We start from the raw sequence: 24434 nt of genomic DNA on the forward strand, positions 1-24434 counted from the left end.
AAACAACGGGCAGGCAACGGCTTAAGTGGCCAAACGCCCAAAAGGGCGGAAGAGGACAAGAATGGGCATCAACCAGGGTCCGATCAGTCTCGATCAAAAATACACCCAGCAGACAGGACACGTCTTCACCACGGGCATCCAGGCGCTGGTCCGTCTGCCCATGGCCCAGATCCGCCGCGACCGCGCCAATGGGCTGAACACCGCGGGCTTCATCTCCGGCTATCGCGGCTCGCCGCTCGGCGGCTACGACCAGCAGCTCTTCGCCGCCCGCAAGCACCTCGAACAGTACAACATCAAATTCCAGCCCGGCGTGAATGAGGATCTGGCGGCGACCGCGGTCTGGGGCTCGCAGCAGCTCAACCTCTCGCCCGGCGCGAAATACGACGGCGTGGTCGGCATCTGGTACGGCAAGGGCCCCGGCGTCGACCGCTGCGGCGACGTCTTCCGCCACGGCAATGCCGCCGGCTCCGCCAAGAACGGCGGGGTGCTGTGCCTTGCCGGCGACGACCACGGCGCCAAATCCTCCACCGTTCCGCATCAGTCGGACCACGCCTTCATCTCGGCCTTGATGCCGTATCTCTATCCCTCGAGCATCCACGAGATGATCGAGATGGGCCTCTTAGGCATCGCGATGTCGCGCTATTCCGGCTGCTGGGTCGGCATGAAGGTGATCACGGAGACGGTGGAGACCACCGCCGAGATCGACCTCACCGACGAGATGAAGCCCTTCATCATCCCCCCGGATTTCGAGCTGCCGCCCGGCGGCCTCAATCTGCGCTGGCCCGACGACCGCTTCGAGCAGGACCGCCGCCTGCAGGACTACAAGGGCTTTGCCGCCATCGCCTTTGCCCGCGCCAACAAGGTCAACCGCGTCACCATGGATTCGCCGAACGCCCGCTTCGGCATCATGGCCTCGGGCAAGAGCTATGAGGACGTCCGGCAAGCCCTGCGCGAGCTCGGCATCACCGAGGAGGTCGCCGCCAAGATCGGGCTTCGTCTCTACAAGATCGGCATGCCCTGGCCGCTGGAGCCGGAGGGCGTGCATCAATTCGCCGTCGGCCTGGAGGAGATCTTCATCGTCGAGGAGCGCCGCGAGATCGTCGAGAATCAGGTCAAGCAGGTGTTGTTCAACTGGCGCGACGACGTGCGGCCGCGCATCGTCGGCAAGATGGACGAGCACGACAAGCGCTTCCTGACCTTCGCCGCCGAGCTCAGCGTCGCTTCGCTTGCGACCTCGCTCACCGAGCGACTTCTCAAGCTCGATCTCAACCCCGAGATCGCGGAGATGCTCCGCGCCAAGGCCGACTGGTTCAACGGCCGCCAAGCGTCCCAGATGATCCCCACGGCGCCTGTCTCCCGAACCCCTTACTTCTGCTCCGGCTGTCCCCACAACACATCGACGAAAGTTCCCGAAGGCAGCCGCGCGATGGCCGGCATCGGTTGCCATTTCATGGCCTTGTGGATGGACCGCTCGACCGAGACCTTCACCCATATGGGCGGCGAGGGCGTGCCGTGGGTCGGCATCGCGCCCTTCACCAACGAGAACCACATCTTCGCCAACCTTGGCGATGGCACCTATTTCCACTCCGGCCTTCTCGCCATCCGCCAGGCGGTCGCCTCCAAGACCAACATCACTTACAAGATCCTCTACAACGACGCGGTCGCCATGACTGGTGGCCAGCGCCACGACGGCGATCTTTCGCCGCAGCAGATCACCTTCCAGCTCCACGCCGAGGGCATCCGCGAGATCTATCTGGTCTCGGAAAATCCCGATGCTTATCCAGCCAGCACCATCGCGCCGGGCGTGAAACTGCACCATCGTGACGAGCTTCAGGACGTCATGAAGATGTGCCGCGAATACAAGGGCACGTCCGCGATCGTGTTCGTCCAGACCTGCGCAGCCGAGAAGCGGCGCCGCCGCAAGCGGGGCCTGATGGAGGATCCGGCGCGCCGGGTCATGATCAACCCGGCCGTTTGCGAGGGCTGCGGCGATTGCTCGGTGCAGTCGAACTGCATCTCGGTCGAGCCATTGGAAACCGAGTTCGGCCGCAAGCGCGCCATCAACCAGTCCGCCTGCAACAAGGACTATTCCTGCCTGAAGGGCTTCTGTCCGTCTTTCGTCACCGTCGACGGCGGCAAGCCGCGTCACCGCGCGCCGGCCGATCTCGGTGACATCGGGGCGATCGCCGAGCCCGCTTCAAAGCCGACGCTCGATAAGCCCTATAACATCGCCGTGGGCGGCGTCGGCGGCACCGGCGTGCTCACCATCGGCGCGCTGCTCGGCATGGCCGCGCACATCGAAGGCAAGGCCTCGATGATCCTCGACATGTCCGGCCTGGCGCAGAAAGGCGGCGCAGTGCTGAGCCACGTGCGGCTGTCGGACCATCCGGCCGAAGTGACGTGCTCGCGCATCGTCACCGGCACCGCCGACGTCGTGCTCGCCGCCGACGAGGTGGTCGCGGTCGCCAAGGACACGATCTCGCTGTGTGATACCAGCCGCACCCGCGGCATCATCAACAGCCACGTCATCCCCACCGCCGATTTCGTTCTCAACCGCGACTTCAACTTCCAGACCCGCAAGCTCAACGGCCTGCTGGAGACGGCGCTGCACAAAGACACCGTCTTCTTCGATTTTACCACGCCGGCCGAGCAGCTGCTCGGCGATGCCATCGCCACCAACATGATGATGATGGGCTACGCCTATCAGAAGGGGCTGTTTCCGCTGTCGGCCGAAGCGATCGAGCAGGCCATCGAGATCAATGGCGTCTCGATCAAGATGAACAAGGAAGCCTTCCGTCTCGGCCGCCTCGCGGTCGCGAACCCTGCGCGTCTCGCCGAGATGCTGAAGGGAACGGACGAAGTCGCCGCGCCCAGGACGCTGGACGCCATGACGCTCGACGAAATCATCGAGCATCGCAGCAAGCATCTCACTGCCTACCAGAACGGCCGCCTCGCAAAACGTTATCGTAAGCTGGTCGACCAGGTCCGCGATGCCGCGGTCAAGGGCGGCTACGGCGATGCGTTGCCGCGCGCGGTCGCGGTCAACTACGCAAAGCTGCTTGCCTACAAGGACGAGTACGAGGTCGCGCGCCTTTTCACCGATGGCGCCTTCGCAAAGCAGCTCCAGGACCAGTTCGAGGGCGACTACACCTTCAGCTTCAACCTGGCCCCGCCGATTTTGGCGAGCGGCGTCGACGCCCTCGGCCGCCCGAAGAAGCGCGCCTTCGGCCCGTGGATGCTGAAGGTGTTCGGCGTGCTGGCAAAATTCAAATTCCTGCGCGGCACGCCCTTCGACATCTTCGGCCGCAGCGCCGACCGCAAGCTCGAGCGCGACCTGATCGCGGGCTACGAGAAGGACGTCGCCACCGTGCTCGGGCTGTTGTCGCCGGTCACGCACGACACCGCGGTCGAACTCCTCTCGCTGCCCGACCGCATCCGCGGCTACGGCCCGGTGAAGGAGAAGGCGGTCGCTGACGCCAAGGCGCGGTACGCGCAGCTCGCGGCTGATTTGGCCAACCCGCCGCCGGCCCCAAGGCAGATCGCGGCGGAGTAAAACGGTCTCGTAGGGTGGGTTAGCCTTGCGGATTGCGCGAAGCGCAAACCGCTAGGCGTAACCCACCGTTCCGCCACCGTGTTGAAAGCAACAGGTGGGTTACGCTATCGCTAACCCACCCTACAAATTTCTCTTTGAAATCAGTCCCCGTTCTACTGTGCATGGGGTTGTTTTCGATCGATCGGCCCGTTTTCGCAGAAAGCGAAAAATCGCTTGTGCCGTCGGGCAAAACACCTTTAGGATTTTAGCCACCGCAAGCGAGAAGTTGCGCTCACCCGCTGCACCCGCAGGGCGGAATATTTCCGCGCTTGCCAATCCGTCCGGTGCGGTTCAGAAAAAAGAGCGAAGAAGAAACGCGAGCGGAGACCTCTGTTTTGACCATTAAGGGCAAAGCCTACATTGCCGGGATCTACGAACACCCGACCCGGCATGCGCCGGACAAATCCACCGCCCAGCTTCATGCCGAGGTCGCCAAGGGGGCGATCGAGGATGCCGGGATCAGCAAGGACGATGTCGACGGCTATTTCTGCGCGGGCGATGCGCCCGGCGGCGCCTGGCCGATGGTCGACTATCTCGGCCTCAACACCAAGAAGCTGCGCCACGTCGATTCCACCGAGACCGGCGGCTGTTCCTACATCATCCATCTCGGCCATGCCGCCGAAGCCATTGCGGCCGGCAAATGCTCGATCGCGCTCATCACGCTCGCCGGCAAGCCGCGCACCGGCGTGATGCCGCCGCGCGCGGCCGGTGCCGAGGCCGATTTCGAGTCCGCTTACGGCGCGACCACGCACAATGCCTATGGCATGTGTGCCATGCGCCATATGCACGACTATGGCACCACCAGCGAGCAGCTCGCCTGGATCAAGGTCGCGGCCTCGCATCACGCCCAATACAATCCGCATGCGATGCTCAAGGACGTCGTCACCGTCGAGGACGTCTTGAACTCGCCGATGATCTCCGATCCCCTGCATCGCATGGATTGCTGCGTCGTCTCCGACGGCGGCGGTGCGCTGATCGTGACGACGCCGGAGATCGCGAGGAGCCTGAAGAAGCCACTTGTGCGCCTGATCGGCCATGGCGAGGCGATGAAGGGCCCGCGCGGCGGCAAGGATCTCGATCTCACATACTCGGCCGGTGTCTGGTCCGGCCCGCGCGCGTTCGAGGAAGCCGGCATCACGCCGAAGGACATCAAATACGCCTCGATCTATGACAGCTTCACCATCACGGTGCTGATGCAGCTCGAAGACCTCGGCTTCTGCAAGAAGGGCGAGGGCGGCAAGTTCGTCGCCGACGGCAATCTGATCTCGGGCGTCGGCAAGCTGCCGTTCAACACCGATGGCGGCGGCCTGTGCAGCAACCATCCGGTCAACCGTGGTGGCATGACCAAGATCCTCGAAGCCGTCAGGCAGCTGCGCGGCGAGGCGCATCCGAAGGTGCAGGTTCCGAATTGCGATCTCGCTATCGCCCACGGCACCGGCGGCCTTTTGGGCGTTCGCCACGCCGCCTCGACGGCCATTCTGGAGCGCGTGTGATGAGCGAAGTGAAAAAGTATCCGGCCCCGGTCACGAACCCTGAGACATCAGCGTTCTGGGACGCGGCGAAAGAGGGCAAGTTCATGATCAAGCGCTGCACCGCATGCGGCGAAGCGCATTACTTCCCGCGCTCGATCTGCCCGTTCTGCTATTCCGACAAGACGGTGTGGGAGCAGGCATCGGGCGAGGGCACGATCTACACCTACAGCCTGATGCGGAAATCGCCGACCGGTCCTTATGCGATCGGCTACGTGACGCTGAAGGAGGGACCGTCGGTGCAGACCAATTTCGTCGACTGCGATCTCGAGAAGCTGAAGATCGGCCAGAAGGTGAAGGTGGTGTTCAAGCCGACCGACGGCGCACCGCTGCCATTCTTTACGGTGGCGTAGTTGTTATTCCCTTCTCCCCCTGTGGGAGAAGGTGGCGCGAAGCGCCGGATGAGGGGTTTTCTCGACGGAAAACTTTCTGTGCGGAAGCAACCCCTCACCCAAACGAGTTTGCTGCACGGCTCTCGCAGCCCTCTCCCACAAGGGGAGAGGGCACACTAACGGGCGCCGCTGCTCGCTGAGACAACTACCGGGAGGAAGCCAGCAACATGTCCGCCAGATACGAAGACCTGAAAGGCCTGAAAAACCTCGGCCAGAAATATGCCTACACCGATCGCGAGGTGATGCTCTACGCTTACGGCATTGGTCTCGGCGCCGATCCGATGGATGAGAACGAACTCGCTTTCGTCAACGAGGGCACGTTCACGCCGCGGCCGCTGAAGGTGGTGCCGACCTTCGCCTCCGTCGCAGCGTGGGGCTCGGGTCCTGGCGAGATGAACCTCAACCGCGTCATGGTGGTCGACGGCGAGCGCGACATCACCTTCCATCAGCCGCTGCCGGTCGCGGCCAACATCACCGCCGATTCCTCGGTGCTCGAAGTCTACGACAAGGGCAAGGACAAGGGCGTCGTCATCAGCCACCAGACCGTGCTGAAGAACGAGAAGGGTGAGAAGCTGGCAACGCTGGTCGCCTCGCGCTTCGCCCGCGGTGACGGCGGTTTTGGCGGGCCGAACCTGATCCAGCCGGACCCACACAAGATTCCCTCGCGTAGCCCCGACAAGACCATCGACATCGTCACGCGCCCTGACCAGGCGCTGGTCTACCGCCTCTGCGGCGACCGCAATCCGCTGCACTCCGATCCCGAGTTCGCCAGGAAGGCCGGCTTCCCGCGCCCGATCCTGCACGGCATGTGCACCTACGGCATCACCTGCCGCGGCGTGCTGCAGACCTATGCCGACTACGATGCGTCAGCCTTCCGCCAGCACGTCGCCCGGTTCTCCTCGCCGGTCTATCCCGGCGAGACCGTGACCATGGACCTCTGGAAGGACGGCAACGTGGTCTCGTTCGAAGCCAAGGTGAAGTCGCGCGGGGTGACGGTGATCAAGAACGGCAAGACGGTCTTAGGATAGGAGCGCACGGGCCGTGGTCTCCCTCGCCCCGTTCTTACGGGGAGAGGGTGGGATGAGGGGCTCTCACCACGCCCTGTGACAGTCGTGAGGCCTGTACCCCCTCACCCGGATCGCAAGGGCGATCCGACCTCTCCCCGCAAGCGGGGCGAGGTAAGAAAAACAAACAGGGAGAAGCCACCATGGGACTACTCGACGGCAAGGTCGCGCTGATCACCGGCGCGGGCGGGGGGCTCGGTGAGGCCTACGCAAAACTGTTCGCGCGGGAAGGCGCCGCGGTCGTCGTCAACGACCTCGGCGGTCCCCGGGACGGCTCCGGTGCCGACAAATCGATGGCGCAGCTTGTGGTCGACGCGATCAAGGCCGAGGGCGGCAAGGCGGTCGCCAACGGCGCCGATATCTCCACCATGGAAGGCGGCCAGTCGGTGTTTGACGATGCCATCAAGCATTTCGGCCGCGCAGACATTCTGGTGAACAACGCGGGTATTCTCCGCGATCAGACCTTTCACAAGGCCAGCGAGGCCGACTGGGACAAGGTCATCAAGGTGCATCTGAAGGGCACCTTTTGTTGCACCATGCCGGTGTTTCGCTGGATGCGCGAAAACGGCGGCGGCGTCATCGTCAACACCTCCTCGACCTCGGGCCTGATCGGCAATTTCGGCCAGACCAATTACGGCGCGGCCAAGGGCGGCATCTGGGGCCTCTCCAACGTGCTCGCGATCGAGGGCCGCAAGTACAACATCCGGATCTGGACGCTGGCGCCGGGGGCCCTGACCCGCATGACCGCAGACCTGCCCCGCTATAAGGAGAACCCCGGCGCGGCGCTGGGGCCGGACGGCATCGCGCCGGCCGTGCTATACATGGTCAGCGATTTGTCGGGCGATCAGACCGGCAAGGTGCTGGGCGTGTCCGGGCCCCGCGGCGTGCGCGAAATGCGGATGATGGAAATGGAAGGCTGGAAACCGCCGCATACGGGCTGGAACGCCCAGGACATCGTCGATCATGCCAAGGAGATCTTCTTCTCCGAGGAGCAAATCAAGATGGGTGCGCGGCGGTTCTAGCGACACGACAGAGAGAAACAAGGACGACGATGAAACTGACCGCCGACGCCAAGGGCACCTTCGCAATCGCGCCGACGCCGTTCCACGACGACGGCCGGATCGACGAGCGCTCGATCGACCGCCTGACCGACTTCTACGAGGAGGTCGGCTGCGACGGTGTCACGGTGCTGGGCATCCTCGGCGAGGCCCCGAAGCTCGATGCCACTGAAGCCGAGCAGGTGGCGGTGCGCTACGTCAAGCGCGCCAAGAAGATGCAGGTCATCGTCGGCGTCTCCGCGCCGGGCTTTGCCACCATGCGCTCTCTGGCCAGGGCCTCGATGGACGCAGGCGCGGCCGGCGTCATGATTGCGCCGCCGCCGAGCTTGCGCACCGACGACCAGATCGTTGGCTATTTCAAACAGGCGGCCGAGGCGATCGGCCCCGATGTGCCCTGGGTGCTTCAGGACTATCCGCTGACCTTGTCGGTGGTGTTCACGCCGGCCGTGATCCGCAAGATCGTCATGGACAATCCGAACTGCGTGATGCTCAAGCACGAGGATTGGCCGGGACTGGAGAAAATCTCGGCGCTCCGCAACTTCCAGAAGGACGGCTCGCTCCGTCCGCTCTCGATCCTCTGCGGCAATGGCGGCCTGTTCCTCGATTTCGAGATGGAGCGCGGCGCCGATGGCGCCATGACCGGCTATGCGTTCCCGGAGTTGCTGATTGATGTCGTGAACCTCTCCAAGGCCGGCAAGCGCGACGCCGCGCATGATCTGTTCGACGCCCATCTGCCGCTGATCCGCTACGAGCAGCAGCCGGGTGCGGGCCTTGCCGTGCGCAAATATGTGCTGCAGAAACGCGGCATCATCGCCTCTAGCGCCCAGCGCAAGCCTGGCGCCACCATCACGCCGGCGGCGAAGGCGGAGGTCGAGTACCTCTTGTCGCGCGTTGCCCGCGTCGACAAGCGCGCCAATCTCGGCCCGCAATCCAGCGCTGCAGGCTAGTTGAATGGCAGAGACATCACCATCGCGCCCGGCGTCGACGATCCTCCTCCTGCGCGACGGCGCGCAGGAGGTTGAGATCTTCATGATGGTTCGCCATCATCAGATCGAGTTCAACTCGGGCGCGCTGGTGTTTCCCGGAGGCAGCGTTGATGCCAGTGACAATGAGATCGTTGCCCGCCCCGAATTCTATTCCGGCGGCGAGGGCTTGAGCGAAGCGGAGCGCGGTTTCCGAATCGCCGCGATCCGCGAGACCTTTGAGGAGAGCGGCATCCTGCTGGCGCGCTCCAAGGACTCCGGCTCGCCGGTTGATGCCAAGCGCGCCGGCGAGATCGCCGACGCGCATCGCGTTGCGCTGAACGAGCACAAGACCAGCTTTCTCAGCATTTTGGCCGACAACGGCCTTCAGCTCGCGCTCGACACGCTGGTGCCTTACGCGCACTGGATCACGCCGGAGGGCATGCCCAAGCGGTTCGATACCTGGTTTTTCCTCGCGGCCGCGCCGCCCGACCAGCTCGGCCTCCATGACGGCCGCGAGTCGACCGACTCGATCTGGCTGTCGGCACGCGAGGCGGTGGCAGGCGGCGAGAGTGGCCGCTTCAAATTGCCGTTCCCGACCACGCGCAATCTGATCCGGCTGGCGAAGCAGCCCACGGTGAAGTCTGCACTCGACCATGCCAAAGGCATGTCCATCGTCACGGTGATGCCTGTCATGACCAAGACCGACACCGGCCGACAGCTCCGCATTCCCCGCGAAGCCGGCTATGACGGCGAGGTATTCGAGGTGGGTGCGGTCGGTTAATACACTTCGACACGCAACGAAGTATTGGTGAGCGCCAACGCGCTAGGTTCCGTCCGTCGTGGAAAGGACGGGGCGCGTCATGGATACCAGGCAGGACACCAACATCGCCGTCGAGCTGGCGCTGCTGGTCGCGCTGGCGACGCTCTGGGGCGGCTCCTACACTTTCATCAAGCTCGGCGTCGCCACCATCCCGCCGGTGACGCTGATCGCCGCGCGCACGACGGTGGCGGGCCTGCTGCTGCTCGTCGTCATGCGGGCGAGGGGCATCAGAATGCCAACGGATGGGCCGACCTGGCAGCGCTTCGCGTTCCAGGCCGTGCTCAACAGCGTCATCCCCTGGACCCTGATCGCCTGGGGCGAGCGCCACGTCGATGCCGCGCTCGCGACCATCCTCAATTCGGCCGGGCCCATCTTCACCTTCCTGCTCACCGCCATCGTCACCCGCCACGAAGCGACCACCCCGCGAAAACTGTTCGGCGTGGTCGCGGGCATGGCCGGCATCCTCCTGATCGTTGGCGTCGATGCGTTCCATGACATCGGACGCGGCCTCGTTGCGGAAGCCGCAATCGTCGCCGCCACCATCTGTTACGCCTGCGCCGCGATCTTCGGCCGCAGCTTCAAAGGCCTCGATCCCATGGCGCCCGCCGCCGGCTCGCTGCTGGCGGGAGCGGCCGCGCTGATCCCGGCCTCGCTCGCGCTCGAGCAACCCTGGACGCTGTCGCCTTCGCTGAGCTCGGTCCTGGCGCTGCTGGCGCTTGCGACCTTCTCGACCGCGGCGGCGTTCGCGATCTATTTCCGCCTGATCCAGACGCTCGGCTCGGTCGGCACCACGGCCCAGGCTTATTTGCGCGTTCCAATCGGGGTTGCGATCAGCGTCGCTATCCTGGGTGAGACCCTGAGCCGGACCGCCTGGATTGGCCTTGCCTGCGTCGTCCTCGGGGTGGCCGCCATGACGATCCCGGCACGGCGGCCGGCTGTCGCTAAACCATCATGAAAAACAGGCCGTTCCGGAGGTCGGAGGCATGTTCCCCCCAGGGGGCGAGACGGCGTATATTGGGTTCATATGGAGTCCGGTTCCGCCCCAATGCCCGTCGAAACGCCACCGAATTCGCCGCCGAAGCGATCGTTTTCGCTGTCGATCGGCCAGATGACGTTCGGCAGCTTCATCCTGGTTCTGGCGGTGATCATCGTCACCTCGACCGCCAGCGTGATCGCGATCCGGCATATCGATGCGACCTTCGCCGAGCTGCAGCGGCTGCAAAGCGTCGGCGATCTGGCCGAAGATATCGACCGCCGCATGAACGATTTACGGCTCGCTGCCCGTGACTTCGTCACCGATCCCGGCGCCGGCATCCAGTTCAAGCAGGTCGGGGAAGCCGCCTCGACCTTGAGCGACCTCCTCAAGAAGACCCGCATCGAGCTTGCCCCCGAGCAGCAGGACATGATCGACGGCGTCTCCGAGCGGCTTGCGACCTATCGCAGCGGGCTGGAGCGGATCTCGACCCTGATCGACCGCCGCGCCCAGTTGCTCGCCGGGCTGCCGCCGCTGCGCGACCAGTTCGACGCAGCGGTTTCCGCAAGCCGGGACCGCGAACTCGCCGCCCGCCTGTCGGAGGCGCAGAGCCGGATTGCGCTCGGGCTGCTGGCGCGCAATCCGTCCGCTGCCGAGCAAGCCGCGCAGAGCATGCGGGCCATGGAGATCGCGGACAGCGGCTTGAAGTCGGCCGTGAACAACTACGCCGATGCCCTCATCGCGGTCGCCGTCCGCGAACGGCAGATCGCCGATATCGACCGGGAGGTGCTGGGCACCGAGGGCCGGCTGATCGGCCGCGTCACCGAATTGCTTCGCGACGTCAGCGACCGCCGCGGCCATGTGCTGTCGCGCGATTTCGCCCGCACGCTTGCGGAGGCGCGCTGGCAGAGCATCGTGCTCGGCAGCATGGGCGTGCTGATCGGCATCCTCGCCGCCGGCTTCGTGGTGCGGCGGACGGTGCGTCCGCTCGCCCAGATCGCGCGCTCCATCCGTGCGCTTGCGGCGGGCGAGAAAAGGACCTCGATCCCCTCGGCCGATCTCGACAACGAGATCGGCGATATCGCACGCGCCGCCGAGGTGTTCCGTCGCGCGCTGGAGGAGGCCGATACGGCCCGCGAGGCGGCGGTACGTGCGCTCACCGAGCAGCGGCTGGCCGAAGAGAGCTATCGAAAACTGTTCGAGGGCTCGGTCGACGGCATTTACGTGACGACGCCTGCGGGCGATCTGCTCAACGCCAATCCGGCACTGGCGCGGATGATGGGCTATGACAGCCCACAACACCTGATCGACAGCATCAACGACATCGCCCATACCATCTACGTCCATCCCGAGGCCCGAGAGGAATATCAGCGGCTGATGCACCGCGACGGCATGGTGCGCGAGTTCGAGTATCAGGTACGCCAGCGCAGCGGCAACATTCTCTGGCTTTCCGACAGCGCAACCGGCGTGCGGGACGAGCAGGGCAGGATCGTCCGCTATGAGGGCACGCTGCGCGACATCACCGACCAGAAACGGGCGGAAGACGCCATCGCCGAAGGCCGGCGCCTGCTCCAGCAGGTCATCGACACGGTACCCGCGGTCATCAACGTCAAGGACCGCGACCTGCGCTACGTTCTGATGAACCGCTATATGGCCGGCATCTTCGGCATCGAGCCTGGCGAGGCGCTCGGCCACACCACCGCCGATCTGATGTCGCGCTATGGCGCGGCAAAGACCGACGAGAACGACAAGCGCGTGCTGGCCCTGCGAAAGGGGCTGGGTTTCTACGAGGAGGAGTACCAGGACGCTTCCGGCAACATGCGGCAATGGCTGGTCAACAAGCTGCCGCTGCTCGATGCCGAGGGCGAGATCGAACGGATCGTCACCGTGGCGCTCGACATCGGCGAACGCAAGCGCGGCGAGCAGGAGATGCGCAAGGCCAAGGACGCCGCCGAAACCGCGCTGCGCAATCTGCGCGAAACCCAGGCCTCGCTGATCGAGGCGGAAAAGCTCGCCGCCCTCGGGCGCCTCGTCGCCGGCGTCGCCCATGAGGTCAACAATCCCGTCGGCATCAGCCTGACTGTCGCCTCCGCGCTGGAGCGCAAGACGGCGATGTTCAGCGCCGAGGTCGAGCGCGGCGAGCTTCGCCGCTCGACGCTCAACGACTATCTCAACACCAGCCGCGATGCGTCCTCACAGCTCGTCTCCAATCTCAACCGCGCGGCCGAACTGATCCAGTCGTTCAAGCAGGTTGCGGCCGACCGCAATTATTCGGACCAGCGCACCTTCGACCTCGCCGACCTCACCGAGCAGGTCGTGATGAGCTTGCGCCCGGGCCTGCGCAAGCAGAACCTGACCCTCAACGTGGAGTGCCAGCCCAACCTGACCATGAACAGCTATCCCGGTCCGTACGGCCAGGTGCTGACCAATCTGTTCCTGAATTCCGTGGCACACGCTTTCCCGGATGGACGCGCGGGCGTCATCGACATCCGGGTGCGCGAGTCCGGCAAGGACAATGTCGAGATCATCGTCTCCGACAATGGCTGCGGCATGTCGCTCGACGTGCGTCGCCGTGCCTTCGATCCGTTCTTCACGACACGGCGCGACCAGGGCGGCACCGGTCTTGGACTGCACATCGTCTACAGCATCGTCACCAACCGGCTCGGTGGGCGGCTGGACCTCGATTCCGAACCGGGCGGCGGCACGCGCATCCAGATCATCCTGCCGCGCACCGCGCCGCTGGAGCAGGCTGCCGAATAGATCTGTGGCTAATCGACGTCTACGAGCTTGTGCAGGGTGGCGCCGAAAATCAGACTGGCCTTGCCGACTAGCGCGGTGCCGGTCATTTCCGCGCGGGTGTCCGTGTAGGTCCCGCTGACGCCGATACCGACCGGGGCAGGGCCACCGAACAGCGGATTGTCATCGCCGCGCGGCGAAGTGTGCCGTTGCACCAGCACCTCGCCCTTGAAGCTGTGGTCGTCCTTCACGACGTAGCTGCCGGTGTAATAGAGGTAGGCATCGCCGCCAAGAATCTTGCCGTCGCGAAAAAGAATCACGCCGCTGCCCTTGCCTGTTCGACCATCGAGCAGGCTCACGTGAATCGAATAGAGGCCGTTCTTCATAACGTCCCGAGGCCGGCCGCCATCGCCCAATGGCGTAACCGGTGAGCTTTTATGCCAAAGCGCAACTCCCCGCGCAACGCGGCAGTTTTGGCGGCGGCGATGCCCCCGTGACGGCAGGCGAACCGTAATCGTCCCGGCTTGTGTGTGACGCTGAAATGACTGTCTGATCATGCAGTGGGGCCAGTCGTTGCGAATCAGAGTTGGCCCGCGAAATGCATAACCATTGTTGCACTGGCCGCGGGGTGCTGGAGCAAGACGAACGTGAGCAACTGGATCAATTCCGGCGGCGATGAGCCGCATCTGTACAGTGCGCGTCCCACCAATTTTAGTAAACAACGACGGCGGACTGGCCGTCCGACACGCTGGCGCAGCGCGGCAGGTCTTGCTTGTGCGCTGGCCCTGATCGCGGCGGTGGCCCCCCTCGGGCACGCACGCGACCGCGGCCAGTTCGTCAACACCAGCGCCGAGCTGAAGGCCTGGTTCGACGGCTTGCGCAGCGGCAAGGGGCCATGCTGCTCCGATGCCGACGGCTCCGCGATCTCGGACTCCGATTGGGAGAGCAAGGATGGGCACTATCGTGTCCGCATCCCGCGCCTCGGTTATGTCATCGAAGGCAAGGAGCAGGAGCTGGTCTGGGTCGACGTGCCCGAGGAGGCCGTGATCTCGGAGCCCAACCGGGTTGGACGTACCATGGTATGGCCGATCTACGGCTATATGGGCGTCACCATCCGCTGCTTTATGCCCGGTAGCATGACCTAGCGCGGCAGTAAGCCTCCCGGCGCGCCAATCGTCCGTGTCAGGTGTATTTCTTGTCGCGTTCGAGCAGCTCGATGGAGATGCCTTCGGGCCCGCGGATGAAGCAGATGCGGACGCCGGGTCGGATCGTGGTCGGCTCGCGCGTGAACGTCACGCCCTTGGCCTTGATCTCGGCGGCGACGGCGTCGATGTCCTTCACGGTCAGGCCGAAATGGTCGAGGCCCTGGTGCGGGTGCGGGGGTGGTGGGCTGACGGCGCTGTCGCCCTGCAGCGGCGCGATGAAGATCTTCGCCCCACCGAGATTCACGTCTATCCGCCCCGGTGCGCGCACGATCTCGCCGCCGAGGATATCCCGTAGCCAAGCCGCGGTCGCTTCCGGATCGGGGCTGCGCAGATGGACGTGATCCCAGGTGACGACGACAGGCATTTCAATTCCTCCCAATAGGGGCTTGGCGATGTGGCAGCGCATGTTAGCGGCCCCGATCGACGATCGCTACTGCGGTCCCGTCCAAGATTGGCACGGTCGCGGGAACCTTGGTGCGTCTCGTGGATTGAGGGAGGAGGCGGGTGGCGCAGCCATGAACGCAGGGTCTGGCCGGATTGGACTGGGAAGCTTCGTCAGGAATGGCGAGGGTTGGCCGCGCCCCGGGTCCGCAAAGATCTGGTTCAAGCGTGGCGTGCTGTGGCTGCTGGCCGCGATCGTCGTTGGCAGCGCGGTCTGGTTGCTGATGCCGCCTTCCCAGGGCAACGTCGCGCAGACCCAGCCGGTGAGACTGGCGCTGGCAAGCATCGATCCAGCTGCCCCGGCGAGCGCCTCCGATACCTCCTCCGCGATCCAGGCTGCCGGCCTCGACGGGCTGAGGATCTCGTCGCAGACTTGGCGCCGCGGTGGGCTCGGCGCGAAGGCACTCGTGACCTTCACCGTGCGAAATGACAATGACTATGCCGTAAGGGATGTCGAGATCGTCTGCGCTTTCACGCGACGCGACGGCAGCCATCTGACTGACCGCAGTCGCGTTCTGGCCGACATCGTCGGCATGAAAAGCCGCAAGACCTTTGCGCGAATCCCGGTCGGATTTGTCAACGTGAACGCCGATCAGGCGAAGTGTTCGCTGGTCACGGCGCGGCGCGCCTAGGGGCCGCATTCGGCTATCGGAAAAGTTACCATGGTCGCCCCTTGGCCAAATTGTTGGCGTTGCCATTTGAACCTGAGGGCTGGGCGCAGGAACCAATTGAAGGATCGCCGGTTGAGGCGAAAAGCCCACGCGCGGGTGCGGCGGGCGGAGCGTGGCCAATGCCCATCTTTCGGTATTTCATGTTCGTCGGTGGAGCACTGCTCGCACTGTTGTTCGCGGCGGGTTTGGTTTGGCCGGCATCCCCGGCCGTGCAGGCTGTTGCGAGTGCGGGCTATGACCAGCCGCTGATCCGGATTCGGTCCGATCGCCATCTGCCTGAGCGTGTGGTGCTCGATACCAGCCAGCCCACCATCGCAGCGCCTGTGGTGAAGACAGCGGCCGCCGCCACCCCTCAGCCGCCGACGCAGGCGGACCCGCTGGCCGACCTGTCGGCGAAGTCCCGGGTGCGCGAGACATTTGCCCAGTTCACTCCGAAAGCCGATGCCAAGCCGCAGGCTCAGCTTGCCCAGACCCAGGCTCCGCAGGTCCAGGCGCCGGCTCAGCCCAAGCGCAAGGTGGCCCGGGCCCGTCCTGCGCCGCAGCGTGGCCAGCCGATGATGCTGGTGGCACAGCAGCCGCATTTCGGCCTGTTCAACACGACTTGGTAACAACGCCTTCCTCCGCGCCTCGAATAAGGTTGAGGGGGCTTTTTATTGTCTGACCTCTCTGCTAATTCGGACCGGTCCGAACTCGATGGGCTGGCCTGCCAGCGCAAAACCACGGCAGTTCGGGTTTCGGCCCAATACCTGGGGCCAGGGCGCTCGTAGCTCAGCTGGATAGAGCATCGGATTTCGATTCCGAGGGTCGGAGGTTCGAATCCTTCCGAGCGCGCCATTCCGGTCCCAAACCACGAACGTTTTGGAGGGGGCTGGGTTTGCCGAGAATAGCCGCTCTGACGGCTTCCTTGCTGCCGACGATTTTCACCGATTTGTCACCGACAATGATAGCGCCGATCAGCGTGCGCAGATACGCCTTGCGCGCGGGCGTTTCGCCATTATCGAGGAGATCGGTCATGAGATTGCTGAACGCAGCAACCTTTTCAGGGTCAATGCTGGCCGATGGCAGCGCTTGCGATGCTGCGTGGTCATAGGCCGCTTGAGCCTTCTCGCGGTCGGCTTTGAGTTCGACGATTCGCTCGCGAAGAAGATCGTCGAGTTCGACGATGCCCTCCTCGATTCCGCGATAGAGCCGCTTGAGGCGATCTTCGGCATCGACGACCTGGGATTTCAACGAAGCGAGGCGGCGATCAACGGCGGCGGTGCGTTCCCGGCGCCGGGCGGCAATCGCGGAGAGCAGTTCGGTCAGACGCTCGGGCGTGAACATGTTCTCCTTGAGCGCCGTCAGAACCAGATCATCCAGGAAAGCCATCCGGATCGTGTTCCCCCGACAGGCCGTTGGTCCCTTCTGCGCACGGCTGGCGCAGGTGTAATAGGCGTAGATGCGCCCCGTGCTGGAGGTTCCGGTCCGCTGCGTCATCCCCCCGCCGCAATGAGCACATTTGGCAAGTCCGGTCAGAAGGATCGGACCAGTGACCACACGCGGGGCTGTGACCTTGGGATTATTGGCCACGAGGCGGGCCTGGACGCGATCGAACAGGTCTTGCTCGACAATGGTGGGAGTTGCGATCTCGACGATTTCCGAGGCGGGTTTACATTCGCCCGTCCTGGCGGACCGAACATTGTAACGCCAGCGGCCAACATAGACGGTGTTGGTCAGGATATGGTGCGCGGGACCGACGCCAAAGGTCCCGCCCGCCTTGGTCCGATAACCACGTCCGTTGAGCCATTTGACCAGTTGCTTGATGCCGAGCGGTGGGGTGCCGGTCCTGGTGTCACCTTCCGCGTAGAGGCGAAAGATGAGCCGGACGGTCTCGGCCTCGACGGGCTCGACGGCCAGGTGCTTCTTGATTTTCTGCCCCCGCCGCTCGGCTTCGACAATGGAGTAACCGAGCGGAGCTGAAGCGCCGTTCCAGAACCCTTGTTTGGCGTTCTCCTTCATCGCCCTCGTGACGTTCTTGCCGTTTTCCTTCGAGGTGTACTCGTCGAAGATGCCGATGATCTGGCGCATCATCTCCTGCGACGGATCGGTGCCAGTCGGCTGCGTCATCGAGACGACCTCAACGCCGTGACGGCGAAGCTTGCGGATCGTCAACTCCATCGTGGCCCCGTCGCGGAAAAACCGCGAAAAGGAATGCACGACGATGACATCATAAGGATGATCTGCGTCACAGGCCCGTTCCAGCATCGCCTGAAACACAGGCCGCCGATCGTCGGTCGCGCTGGCCCCGGGCTCGACATACTCATCGACGACAGTCCAGCCGCTCGACAGACAATGACGCGTGGTCAAGTCGCGCTGCGAAGGAATCGACACCTCGCCCTCCGCCTGCCGCCCGGTCGAGACCCGCAGATAAACAGCGGCTCTCAACGGCGCGGGACAGTCCGTTGCGGCAAGACTTGTTCTTGATTGCAAGTTCTGGGTCATTGACAAATCTCTACGGTCTCGCGCGATTTCGCGTGATCGCGCTGTTTCAATCTTACTATTGATCGGGCGGGGACGTCACGCCGCCATCAAGTCAAATTCCACATGAACGCGGTCATAGGGAAATTCAACGCCCCCACGTTCCGTCCGCTCCAAAATCCCCGCGCCCAGCAGCAGCGTCACGTCGGAATGAACCCCCTTGAAGTCTCGATCGACCCGACGCGCGACCTCCCGGATCGTCAGCGGGCCGGCTCCGGTCATCGCGCGCACGATCTCCATGCGCTTGGGCGCCAGCACCCGCCAAAGGTCGCTGACACTCTCGAATGAAATTCGGTCGTCGCCAGCCTTACGCTGCCCGTGCGCAGTCGCCAGGATGCGGCGCGTCAGGTCGTTTTGTGTCTCGACGCCCAGGATAACCGTCCGCATGCTCTATCTCCGTTTATTCACGTCGCGCCAAAAATCCGCCAGCAGCCGCTCCAGACCACGAAACGCATAAGGGCTTTCCTTGCCATCCAGGTGGCGATGATCGCCCTTGCCGCGCTCATTGTCGTAACGCACGCGGCAGACGCCGTTCACCACATAGGCGAGCCGGTATTTGTACTTGTGCGGACTGCCCGAGATGGGCTCGGGAACTTCCCACACAACCAGTTCGGCGAAGCCGGGGCTGACGACAAGCCGGGTTCGCGTGATCTTGCGCGCTTTGGCCATTGATGGAAATTCTTACATCAAAAGACTCGTGATGTCAATGAATACATCAAGATCTGACAATTCCGACGGATTTGTTTGTTTTCCGCGAGTGGAAGTATCGCCGTCCTGGGACCCATGCAGCCCATCGGGCGTCATCCCCGCTTCCGTATTAGAGGGTTCATCGGCTCATCGGGCACGGCGGTGCCGCTTCGTGGTGAGCGAGCACCCCCAAACAGCGCATCCAGTTGCTTGCCGAGCCAGGTTTCCAACACCTGGATCTCGGCGTCGGAAACGCGAAGAGAGCGGTCGATCTCGAATTCAACCGACCAGCCGGCCTCCTTGTCCAGATTTCTTCGTCGCCCTGTCGCCGGCCGCCGCGGTGGGCGAGCCGCTTTCCGCTCAACGGCCATATTCCAACCCGCGGTCAGGTGTGCGCGCGCTGGATCGCGGAGCGGCGCGGGCGGCCTCCTGCGCGGCAGGTGGCTTTGTGGGCGGCTGCATCGCCCGATCTGCCGATGGCCGGCTGTGAAGTCGGTCGGCATGTTTCACCGGGAGAGCGGCCTGTTCGATCACGGCGATCGTCGACGTCTTGGTGTGTCCGCTGGACAATCGCCCGGCGAGCTGCGCGCGCCGGTCTTCCGCGGATGCGGGTTCGGCCTGCTGTGTGCGATCCAGCGGCAGACGGGAAGAAAGAAGCGCCTCTATCTGGGAGCGATCGACGACGAGCCGGGTTTCGTCGCGGGCGCGGCTTGCGGCTACATAGGCGGCATGGCGATCGAACCGGGGATCGAGCAGGACGACCGCCCGATCGACGGTCATGCCCTGCGCGCCGTGCACGGTGCTTGCGTAGGCCCAGCCGAGCCTGGCTCGCCCGCGCTCGTCGGCGATGTCGGCGGGAACAAAGCTGATGCGGCGCCTGTCGATGACCGCCTCAATGCGGATGTTGCCGGGCGTACTCGGTTCTTTCGACGGATCGGGATGGACGGCGGTCACGGTCGCAACCGTGCCGTTGACGACACCAAGCTGATCGTTGCGGAGCTGGAAGCGGATTTGGTCGCCGGCCGCGATTTCGATGCGGGTTGTCTGACCCGATGGCGTGACCGCCTCGACGCTGGCTTCCGCGCTGTGAATGACGCCCTCACGTTTGAGTTCAGCGCGAACCGCCCGCGAGATATCCGCGACCTGCTTGTTGGTCCGGGCGATCAGGAGGGTGAAGCTGTCGGGATGCTCGGCTCTTGCATGGTTCCGGAGTTCGACGATCCGCTGCAGCGTAGCCCGGTAGGTGGGAGCTTCTTCGAAGCAGCCGTGCGCCTGGAATGCGTCAAGCGCCTCATTGGCCCGACCCGTGCCAAAATCCGTCACGGCCTGCCGCGCCCAGGCGTCACGCTGGCGGACAATGGTGTCAACGCGCGTGGCCTCGACACTGCGAACGACGAGATCGAGGCCCGGGCCCGCGCCGATCGCCTGCAATTGCCGGCGATCGCCGACGAGGATCGCCTTGGCTTGCGCGCGTTCGACCTCCGACAGCAGCGCATGCATCTCCCGCGAGGACAGAAGGCCGGCTTCATCCACGATGAGAACCGACTTGTCGTCAAGGAAGCGCTCGCCCTTCTTGAGGCGTTCGACCCAGGACGCGGTGGCCCGCGCTTCGATGTTCAGGTCCTGCTGAATGGCGCGGGCGACACGCCAGGCGGTGGCCGTGCCGATGACGCGATGCCCCGCCGCTTGATAGGCCCCGACGATCGGCGCGAGCGTCGTGGTCTTGCCTGAGCCGGGCGCGCCTTCGATGACGACGATGGCGTTTGGGCCGGTTGCGGCTTCAGCGGCGAAGGTCTGTTCGGCGCTCAACCCTTGCGCAGCGCTTCGCGCCTTGATGTCGGCAGGATCGATCCCGACCCCGCGCCGGTCAGCCAGTCTTGAGGCGGTCGCAACCAGATCACGCTCGATCGCGATCATCTCCGGCGTCGAATAGCGCACCTGACCGATAGCATCGCGGCCGATTTCGACGAATGTCCCGGAGGTGACAAGCTGATCGACCTCCCCGTCAACCCGCGACAGTGGCAGGCCGAGCCCGACACTTGCCGCGTGAACGGAGCGAACCAATTCGCGGCGGTCGACGACGCTTTCATGCTGCGTCAATTCTGCCGGCAATGTCGCCACCCGCTCGGCGAAGATGCGCCCGGCATCCCCGACGACAAACTCCCGGGCAGATCGCTGCTGGAGCGCCGCGCGGATATCACCGTCAAGACCGGCCGATTGCGCCGCCTCACGCCAGACGGTCTCGCGATCAGCGTCCAGCTCTTTCGCGTGGCGCGTTGATTTGGCGACAGCGGAGGCCAGCGCAGCCGATGAACCGCTGGTCGTGCCCGCCTCCGCCAGCTCCTTTTCGATTTCCTGCCGCCGCGCAGAAAAATAGGTGATGGCTTGGTCGCCGATGCCGGCCAGCTCGAACGTGCCGTTCCGCCCGACACGATCGATGCCGAAGCCGAGATCGGTCATCTCGTTTGCGAGGGCGGCATGATAGACAGCGCCGGCCGCCATCTTCCAGTCGCGCAAGACGGTGGAATGCAGTGCACCCACCGTGCCGTCGGCGCGTGTCGCCATGTTCAGGACGACGGCATGGGTGTGAAGGTTCGGATCACCGAAGAGGCGACCATCGGCATGCTCCGCCGGTCGGCTTTCGCCGTGCTGGAACAACGCGGCCGTCAGCGCGACCTTTTCGACGTATGCGCCATCTTTGCCGCGGCGCGCGTATATGGCTTCCTGCTCGATCGTGGCAAGGGTGGCACGGACGGCGCGCTCCTGGGCAGCTTCGAGGTTGCGCCGCAGATCCTCATCCGCGAATGCCCACGCCAGCGACACCGAGCGCGGCGCGGAAAATGTCAGGTCGAAGGCGGGGACACGCCGAATCGCCTTGCCGCCTGAGTTGGTGATGAGCGACTGCCCGTTCTCGCCGAGCCCTTCATAGAGGCGGGCGAATTCTTGTCGCTGGACCGTTGCTGCATCCCGCCGGCCGAGGTCGCCGCGCGGCGCATACCAGACGCCCTCCGGCTCTCGGCTGCCAAGATAGTATTCGGCGCCGCGCACATAATAGGCGCTGGACGCCGCAACATTCCACGTTGCAACCACTGACGCGGTCTCCAGAATCGAGGCCACTTCGATGCCGCGTTTTCCGGGGAAGGAATTGGATTCTGGCCCGACGATTGCTGTTTCTACTCAGAATCCAGAAACGCGGAAGAACAGTGCATCCCGTTTTCCCGGCACTCGCCAGATGCTCCTGCCGGTTTGCTAATGGCTCCGCCCTCGCGCGGGACAAGAAAATTCTTCGGCCTTTCGCGGCATAAACGGCCTCCTCCCCGAAAGCCGGGGCCCCTCCATTTATTCCACGGTGCCGAAGAGTTCTCTTGCCCTTGCTACCCCGCTGCTCGCCGCGAGGCAGGGGTGCAGCGCAGCGCTGCAACCCAAGCTCAAAGGAGCAAGATCATGTCTGCCAAGAATGTCGAAACCGTTGTCGAGAGCGGGACTGAGCGTTTCATTCCGCTCAACAAGCTCAAGAAATCCCCGAAAAATGCCCGCAAGACGCCGCACAGCGAGGCGTCGATTGAGGCCTATGCGGCCAGCATCGCCGCGAAGGGCATCCTGCAAAACCTTGTCGTCGAGCCGGAACTGGATGCGGGTGGCGCGGCCACCGGGTTCTATTTTGTCACCATCGGCGAAGGCCGCCGGCTGGCGCAGCTTCTGCGTGTCAAGCGCAAGGAGATCAAGAAGACCGAGCCGATCCGTTGCGTCATCGACACCGCCAACGATCCGCACGAAATCAGCCTCGACGAAAACGTCACCCGGGAAAACATGCATCCCGCCGACCAGTTCGAGGCCTTCAAGAAGCTCGCGGACGAACGCGGTTTCGGTGCGGAGGAGATTGCTGCCCGGTTCGGCGTGACACCTCACGTAGTGCGGCAGCGCCTGCGCTTGGGTGCTGTCTCGCCCAAGCTGATGCAAGTCTACCGCGACGGCGATCTGGCGCTCGACCAGTTGATGGCCTTTGCCATCACCGAGGACCATGCCCGGCAGGAGGCCGCCTACGAGCGGCTATCCCATAACCGGGACGCCAGCACGATCCGCCGCTTGCTGACCGAAACTAATGTAGCCGCCACGGATCGCCGCGCGATCTTTGTCGGCGCGGAAAAGTATACAGAAGTGGGCGGCACGATCCTGCGCGACCTCTTCACCGAGGATCGCGGCGGCTATTTCGAGGACGTGGCGCTTCTCGATATGCTGGTCGTGGCGAAGCTTGGGCGCGAGGCCAACGCCCTGATGGAGGCTGAGGGCTGGAAATGGGCGCAGGTCTTTCTGGACTTCCCCCACAGCCACGGGCTGCGTCGGACCTATCCGCAAGCGGTAGAACTGTCGGCGGAAGATCAGGCCGCTCTGGACGCCGTCAGGTGCGAGTTCGACAGCCTGACGGCCCAGCATGAAAGCGACGAGGAACTGCCTGATGAGGTCGATGCACGCTTCGGCGAGCTTGAGGCCGAGATCGAGCGTCTTGAGGCCAAGCGTCAGGCCTACAATCCCGCCGACATTGCCCGTTGCGGGGCCTTTGTCATCCTCAATCATGACGGCACCGTGCGCATCGAGCGCGGTTTTGTAAGAGCCGAGGACGAGAAGCCAGACACGGAGGCAGTGAACGCGAGCGACGAGGGCGAGGAGGATGGCACCCTCGATGACGACGGCGGAACAGTCCCGAACGGTATGGCCCGGAGTGGGAATTTGGAAGGGGAGGACGAGGACGCCGACGATCACAAGCCGCTGTCGGACATCCTGATCCGCGATCTCACCGCGCTCCGCACCCTCGGGCTTCGCCTCGCTCTGAGCGAGCAGCCGGAGATCGCCGTCGTCGCTGTCACCCATGCGCTGTCGGCGCAAATCTTCTATCGCGGCGCGGACGCCCACGCTCTCGATATCCGCCCCGCAAGCACAATGCTGGCTTCCCATGCGGATGGTATCGAGGATACCAAAGCGGGGAAGGCATGGGCGGATCACCACGCCCGTTGGGCGGCGCAGATGCCCCGCGACGTGTGTGGCCTCTGGACGTTTATCGTGGAGTTGGACCCTGACAGCCGCATGGCTTTGTTCGCGCATTGCGCAGCGCTCACGGTCAACGCTGTAAAACTGCCGACGGAGCGCAGGCGCCGGGCGATGGCAACGGCGGACAGGCTGGCGGAGGCCGTGTCGCTCGACATGACCGCGCATTGGATACCGACCGCGCGGACCTATTTCGGTCGGGTCACCAAGCCGCACATTCTTGCCGCCGTGCGGGAAGCCGTCGGTATCGAGGCCGCTGACCGGATGGCGGACATGAAGAAGCAGGACATGGCGGAAGCTGCCGAACAGTTGGTGATCGCAACCGGCTGGCTGCCCGTGCTGATGCGGACACCGCGAACCGCGCAGGAGTGTACAGAGCAGCCACAGGCCGATCTCGTCACGGAGACAAACCCTGACGCGTATTCCGCCGCCGCCGAGTAATCGGCACGGCCGGGACCGCCACGCGGTCCCGGCTTCTCATCGCAAGGATGTCGAAAGTTTTTGGCCGCGCGCCTGATGGCGCGCGGCCAAGCTCATGATGCTCACGCCCACGACCGGCGCATTGTGGAAAGCCAGACACTTTCCGCTCAAGACTAATAAGGGGAAGGCGCGTTGTGGCCGGCGCCCGTGAATCCGTTCCGAAGGCGATGCGGCACATCAATCCAGTCGGATCAGTCGCCGTTGCGGCGGGACCAGATCAGCGTAAAGCAGGCGTCGACGCCCTGGCGTTCACCAGCGAGG

At 64.2% G+C, this 24434-nt stretch carries 18 protein-coding genes, 1 tRNA gene and 1 pseudogene; 14 read left to right on the forward strand and 6 right to left on the reverse strand.

Annotated features, from left to right (window positions below; all coding sequences use genetic code 11):
* The first annotated feature begins 61 nt into the window (after window positions 1-61).
* The 9 genes from G8O24_RS34190 to G8O24_RS34230 all read left to right on the forward strand — a co-directional run bounded on the left by G8O24_RS34190 (window position 62) and on the right by G8O24_RS34230 (window position 13153).
* The gene (locus tag G8O24_RS34190) at window positions 62-3553 is read left to right on the forward strand and encodes an indolepyruvate ferredoxin oxidoreductase family protein (RefSeq protein ID WP_188106934.1); all 3492 of its coding nucleotides are present in this window, start codon (window positions 62-64) and stop codon (window positions 3551-3553) included.
* A 374-nt stretch (window positions 3554-3927) separates the two neighbouring features.
* Window positions 3928-5085, forward strand: coding sequence for a thiolase family protein (locus G8O24_RS34195; protein WP_188106935.1), 1158 nt, complete (start codon window positions 3928-3930; stop codon window positions 5083-5085).
* Entirely contained in the window at window positions 5085-5474 is a 390-nt protein-coding gene (locus G8O24_RS34200) for a Zn-ribbon domain-containing OB-fold protein (RefSeq protein ID WP_036011139.1), read from the forward strand. Before G8O24_RS34195 ends, G8O24_RS34200 begins: the two co-directional genes overlap by 1 nt.
* A 206-nt stretch (window positions 5475-5680) precedes the next feature.
* Entirely contained in the window at window positions 5681-6541 is an 861-nt protein-coding gene (locus tag G8O24_RS34205) for a MaoC family dehydratase (RefSeq protein WP_188106936.1), read from the forward strand.
* A gap of 179 nt (window positions 6542-6720) precedes the next feature.
* On the forward strand, window positions 6721-7599 hold the full coding sequence (locus G8O24_RS34210) for an SDR family oxidoreductase (RefSeq protein ID WP_188106937.1): 879 nt from the start codon (window positions 6721-6723) through the stop codon (window positions 7597-7599).
* 29 nt (window positions 7600-7628) lie between these two features.
* Complete coding sequence (locus G8O24_RS34215; protein ID WP_188106938.1) at window positions 7629-8582, forward strand: dihydrodipicolinate synthase family protein; 954 nt, start codon at window positions 7629-7631, stop codon at window positions 8580-8582.
* 4 nt (window positions 8583-8586) lie between these two features.
* A complete protein-coding gene (locus G8O24_RS34220) occupies window positions 8587-9381 on the forward strand; it encodes an NUDIX hydrolase (RefSeq protein WP_188106939.1) in 795 nt (264 codons plus the stop codon).
* Between the two features lie 79 nt (window positions 9382-9460).
* On the forward strand, window positions 9461-10375 hold the full coding sequence (locus G8O24_RS34225; RefSeq protein WP_188106940.1) for a DMT family transporter: 915 nt from the start codon (window positions 9461-9463) through the stop codon (window positions 10373-10375).
* 90 nt (window positions 10376-10465) lie between these two features.
* Entirely contained in the window at window positions 10466-13153 is a 2688-nt protein-coding gene (locus G8O24_RS34230) for a PAS domain S-box protein (RefSeq protein ID WP_188106941.1), read from the forward strand.
* Window positions 13154-13161: 8 nt separating this feature from the next.
* Here G8O24_RS34230 and G8O24_RS34235 read toward each other — a convergent pair whose 3' ends face one another.
* A complete protein-coding gene (locus tag G8O24_RS34235) occupies window positions 13162-13515 on the reverse strand; it encodes a GrlR family regulatory protein (protein WP_188106942.1) in 354 nt (117 codons plus the stop codon).
* Between the two features lie 261 nt (window positions 13516-13776).
* On the opposite strand from G8O24_RS34235, the gene G8O24_RS34240 reads away from it, so the two are divergent.
* A complete protein-coding gene (locus G8O24_RS34240) occupies window positions 13777-14274 on the forward strand; it encodes a hypothetical protein (RefSeq protein WP_188106943.1) in 498 nt (165 codons plus the stop codon).
* Between the two features lie 37 nt (window positions 14275-14311).
* On the opposite strand, the gene G8O24_RS34245 is transcribed toward G8O24_RS34240, so the two are convergent.
* Window positions 14312-14698: a VOC family protein gene (locus G8O24_RS34245; protein WP_188106944.1), complete on the reverse strand. Its 387-nt coding sequence runs from the start codon at window positions 14696-14698 to the stop codon at window positions 14312-14314.
* Window positions 14699-14849: 151 nt separating this feature from the next.
* On the opposite strand from G8O24_RS34245, the gene G8O24_RS34250 reads away from it, so the two are divergent.
* From G8O24_RS34250 to G8O24_RS34260, 3 genes are all read left to right on the forward strand, one after another.
* The gene (locus G8O24_RS34250) at window positions 14850-15407 is read left to right on the forward strand and encodes a hypothetical protein (protein ID WP_188106945.1); all 558 of its coding nucleotides are present in this window, start codon (window positions 14850-14852) and stop codon (window positions 15405-15407) included.
* Between the two features lie 158 nt (window positions 15408-15565).
* Entirely contained in the window at window positions 15566-16054 is a 489-nt protein-coding gene (locus G8O24_RS34255; RefSeq protein WP_188106946.1) for a hypothetical protein, read from the forward strand.
* 149 nt (window positions 16055-16203) lie between these two features.
* Window positions 16204-16280, forward strand: a tRNA-Arg gene (locus G8O24_RS34260).
* Between the two features lie 555 nt (window positions 16281-16835).
* Here G8O24_RS34260 and G8O24_RS34265 read toward each other — a convergent pair.
* The 4 genes and pseudogenes from G8O24_RS34265 to mobF form a co-directional block, all read right to left on the reverse strand.
* Window positions 16836-17927 (reverse strand): annotated as a pseudogene (locus G8O24_RS34265) (recombinase family protein); the annotation flags it as partial.
* A gap of 75 nt (window positions 17928-18002) precedes the next feature.
* Window positions 18003-18350 (reverse strand): HVO_A0114 family putative DNA-binding protein, encoded by a 348-nt coding sequence (locus G8O24_RS34270; RefSeq protein WP_006022509.1) that lies wholly within the window; start codon window positions 18348-18350, stop codon window positions 18003-18005.
* Window positions 18351-18353: 3 nt separating this feature from the next.
* The gene (locus tag G8O24_RS34275; protein ID WP_006022510.1) at window positions 18354-18632 is read right to left on the reverse strand and encodes a toxin-antitoxin system TumE family protein; all 279 of its coding nucleotides are present in this window, start codon (window positions 18630-18632) and stop codon (window positions 18354-18356) included.
* Window positions 18633-19010: 378 nt separating this feature from the next.
* A complete protein-coding gene (gene mobF / locus G8O24_RS34280; protein WP_006022512.1) occupies window positions 19011-21740 on the reverse strand; it encodes a MobF family relaxase in 2730 nt (909 codons plus the stop codon).
* Between the two features lie 354 nt (window positions 21741-22094).
* Between mobF and G8O24_RS34285 the strand changes: the two genes are divergently transcribed.
* Window positions 22095-24134: a ParB/RepB/Spo0J family partition protein gene (locus tag G8O24_RS34285; RefSeq protein WP_006022513.1), complete on the forward strand. Its 2040-nt coding sequence runs from the start codon at window positions 22095-22097 to the stop codon at window positions 24132-24134.
* Window positions 24135-24434 lie beyond the last annotated feature (300 nt).

Origin of the sequence: Bradyrhizobium campsiandrae, assembly GCF_014529705.1 — a bacterium.
GTDB lineage: Bacteria > Pseudomonadota > Alphaproteobacteria > Rhizobiales > Xanthobacteraceae > Bradyrhizobium > Bradyrhizobium campsiandrae.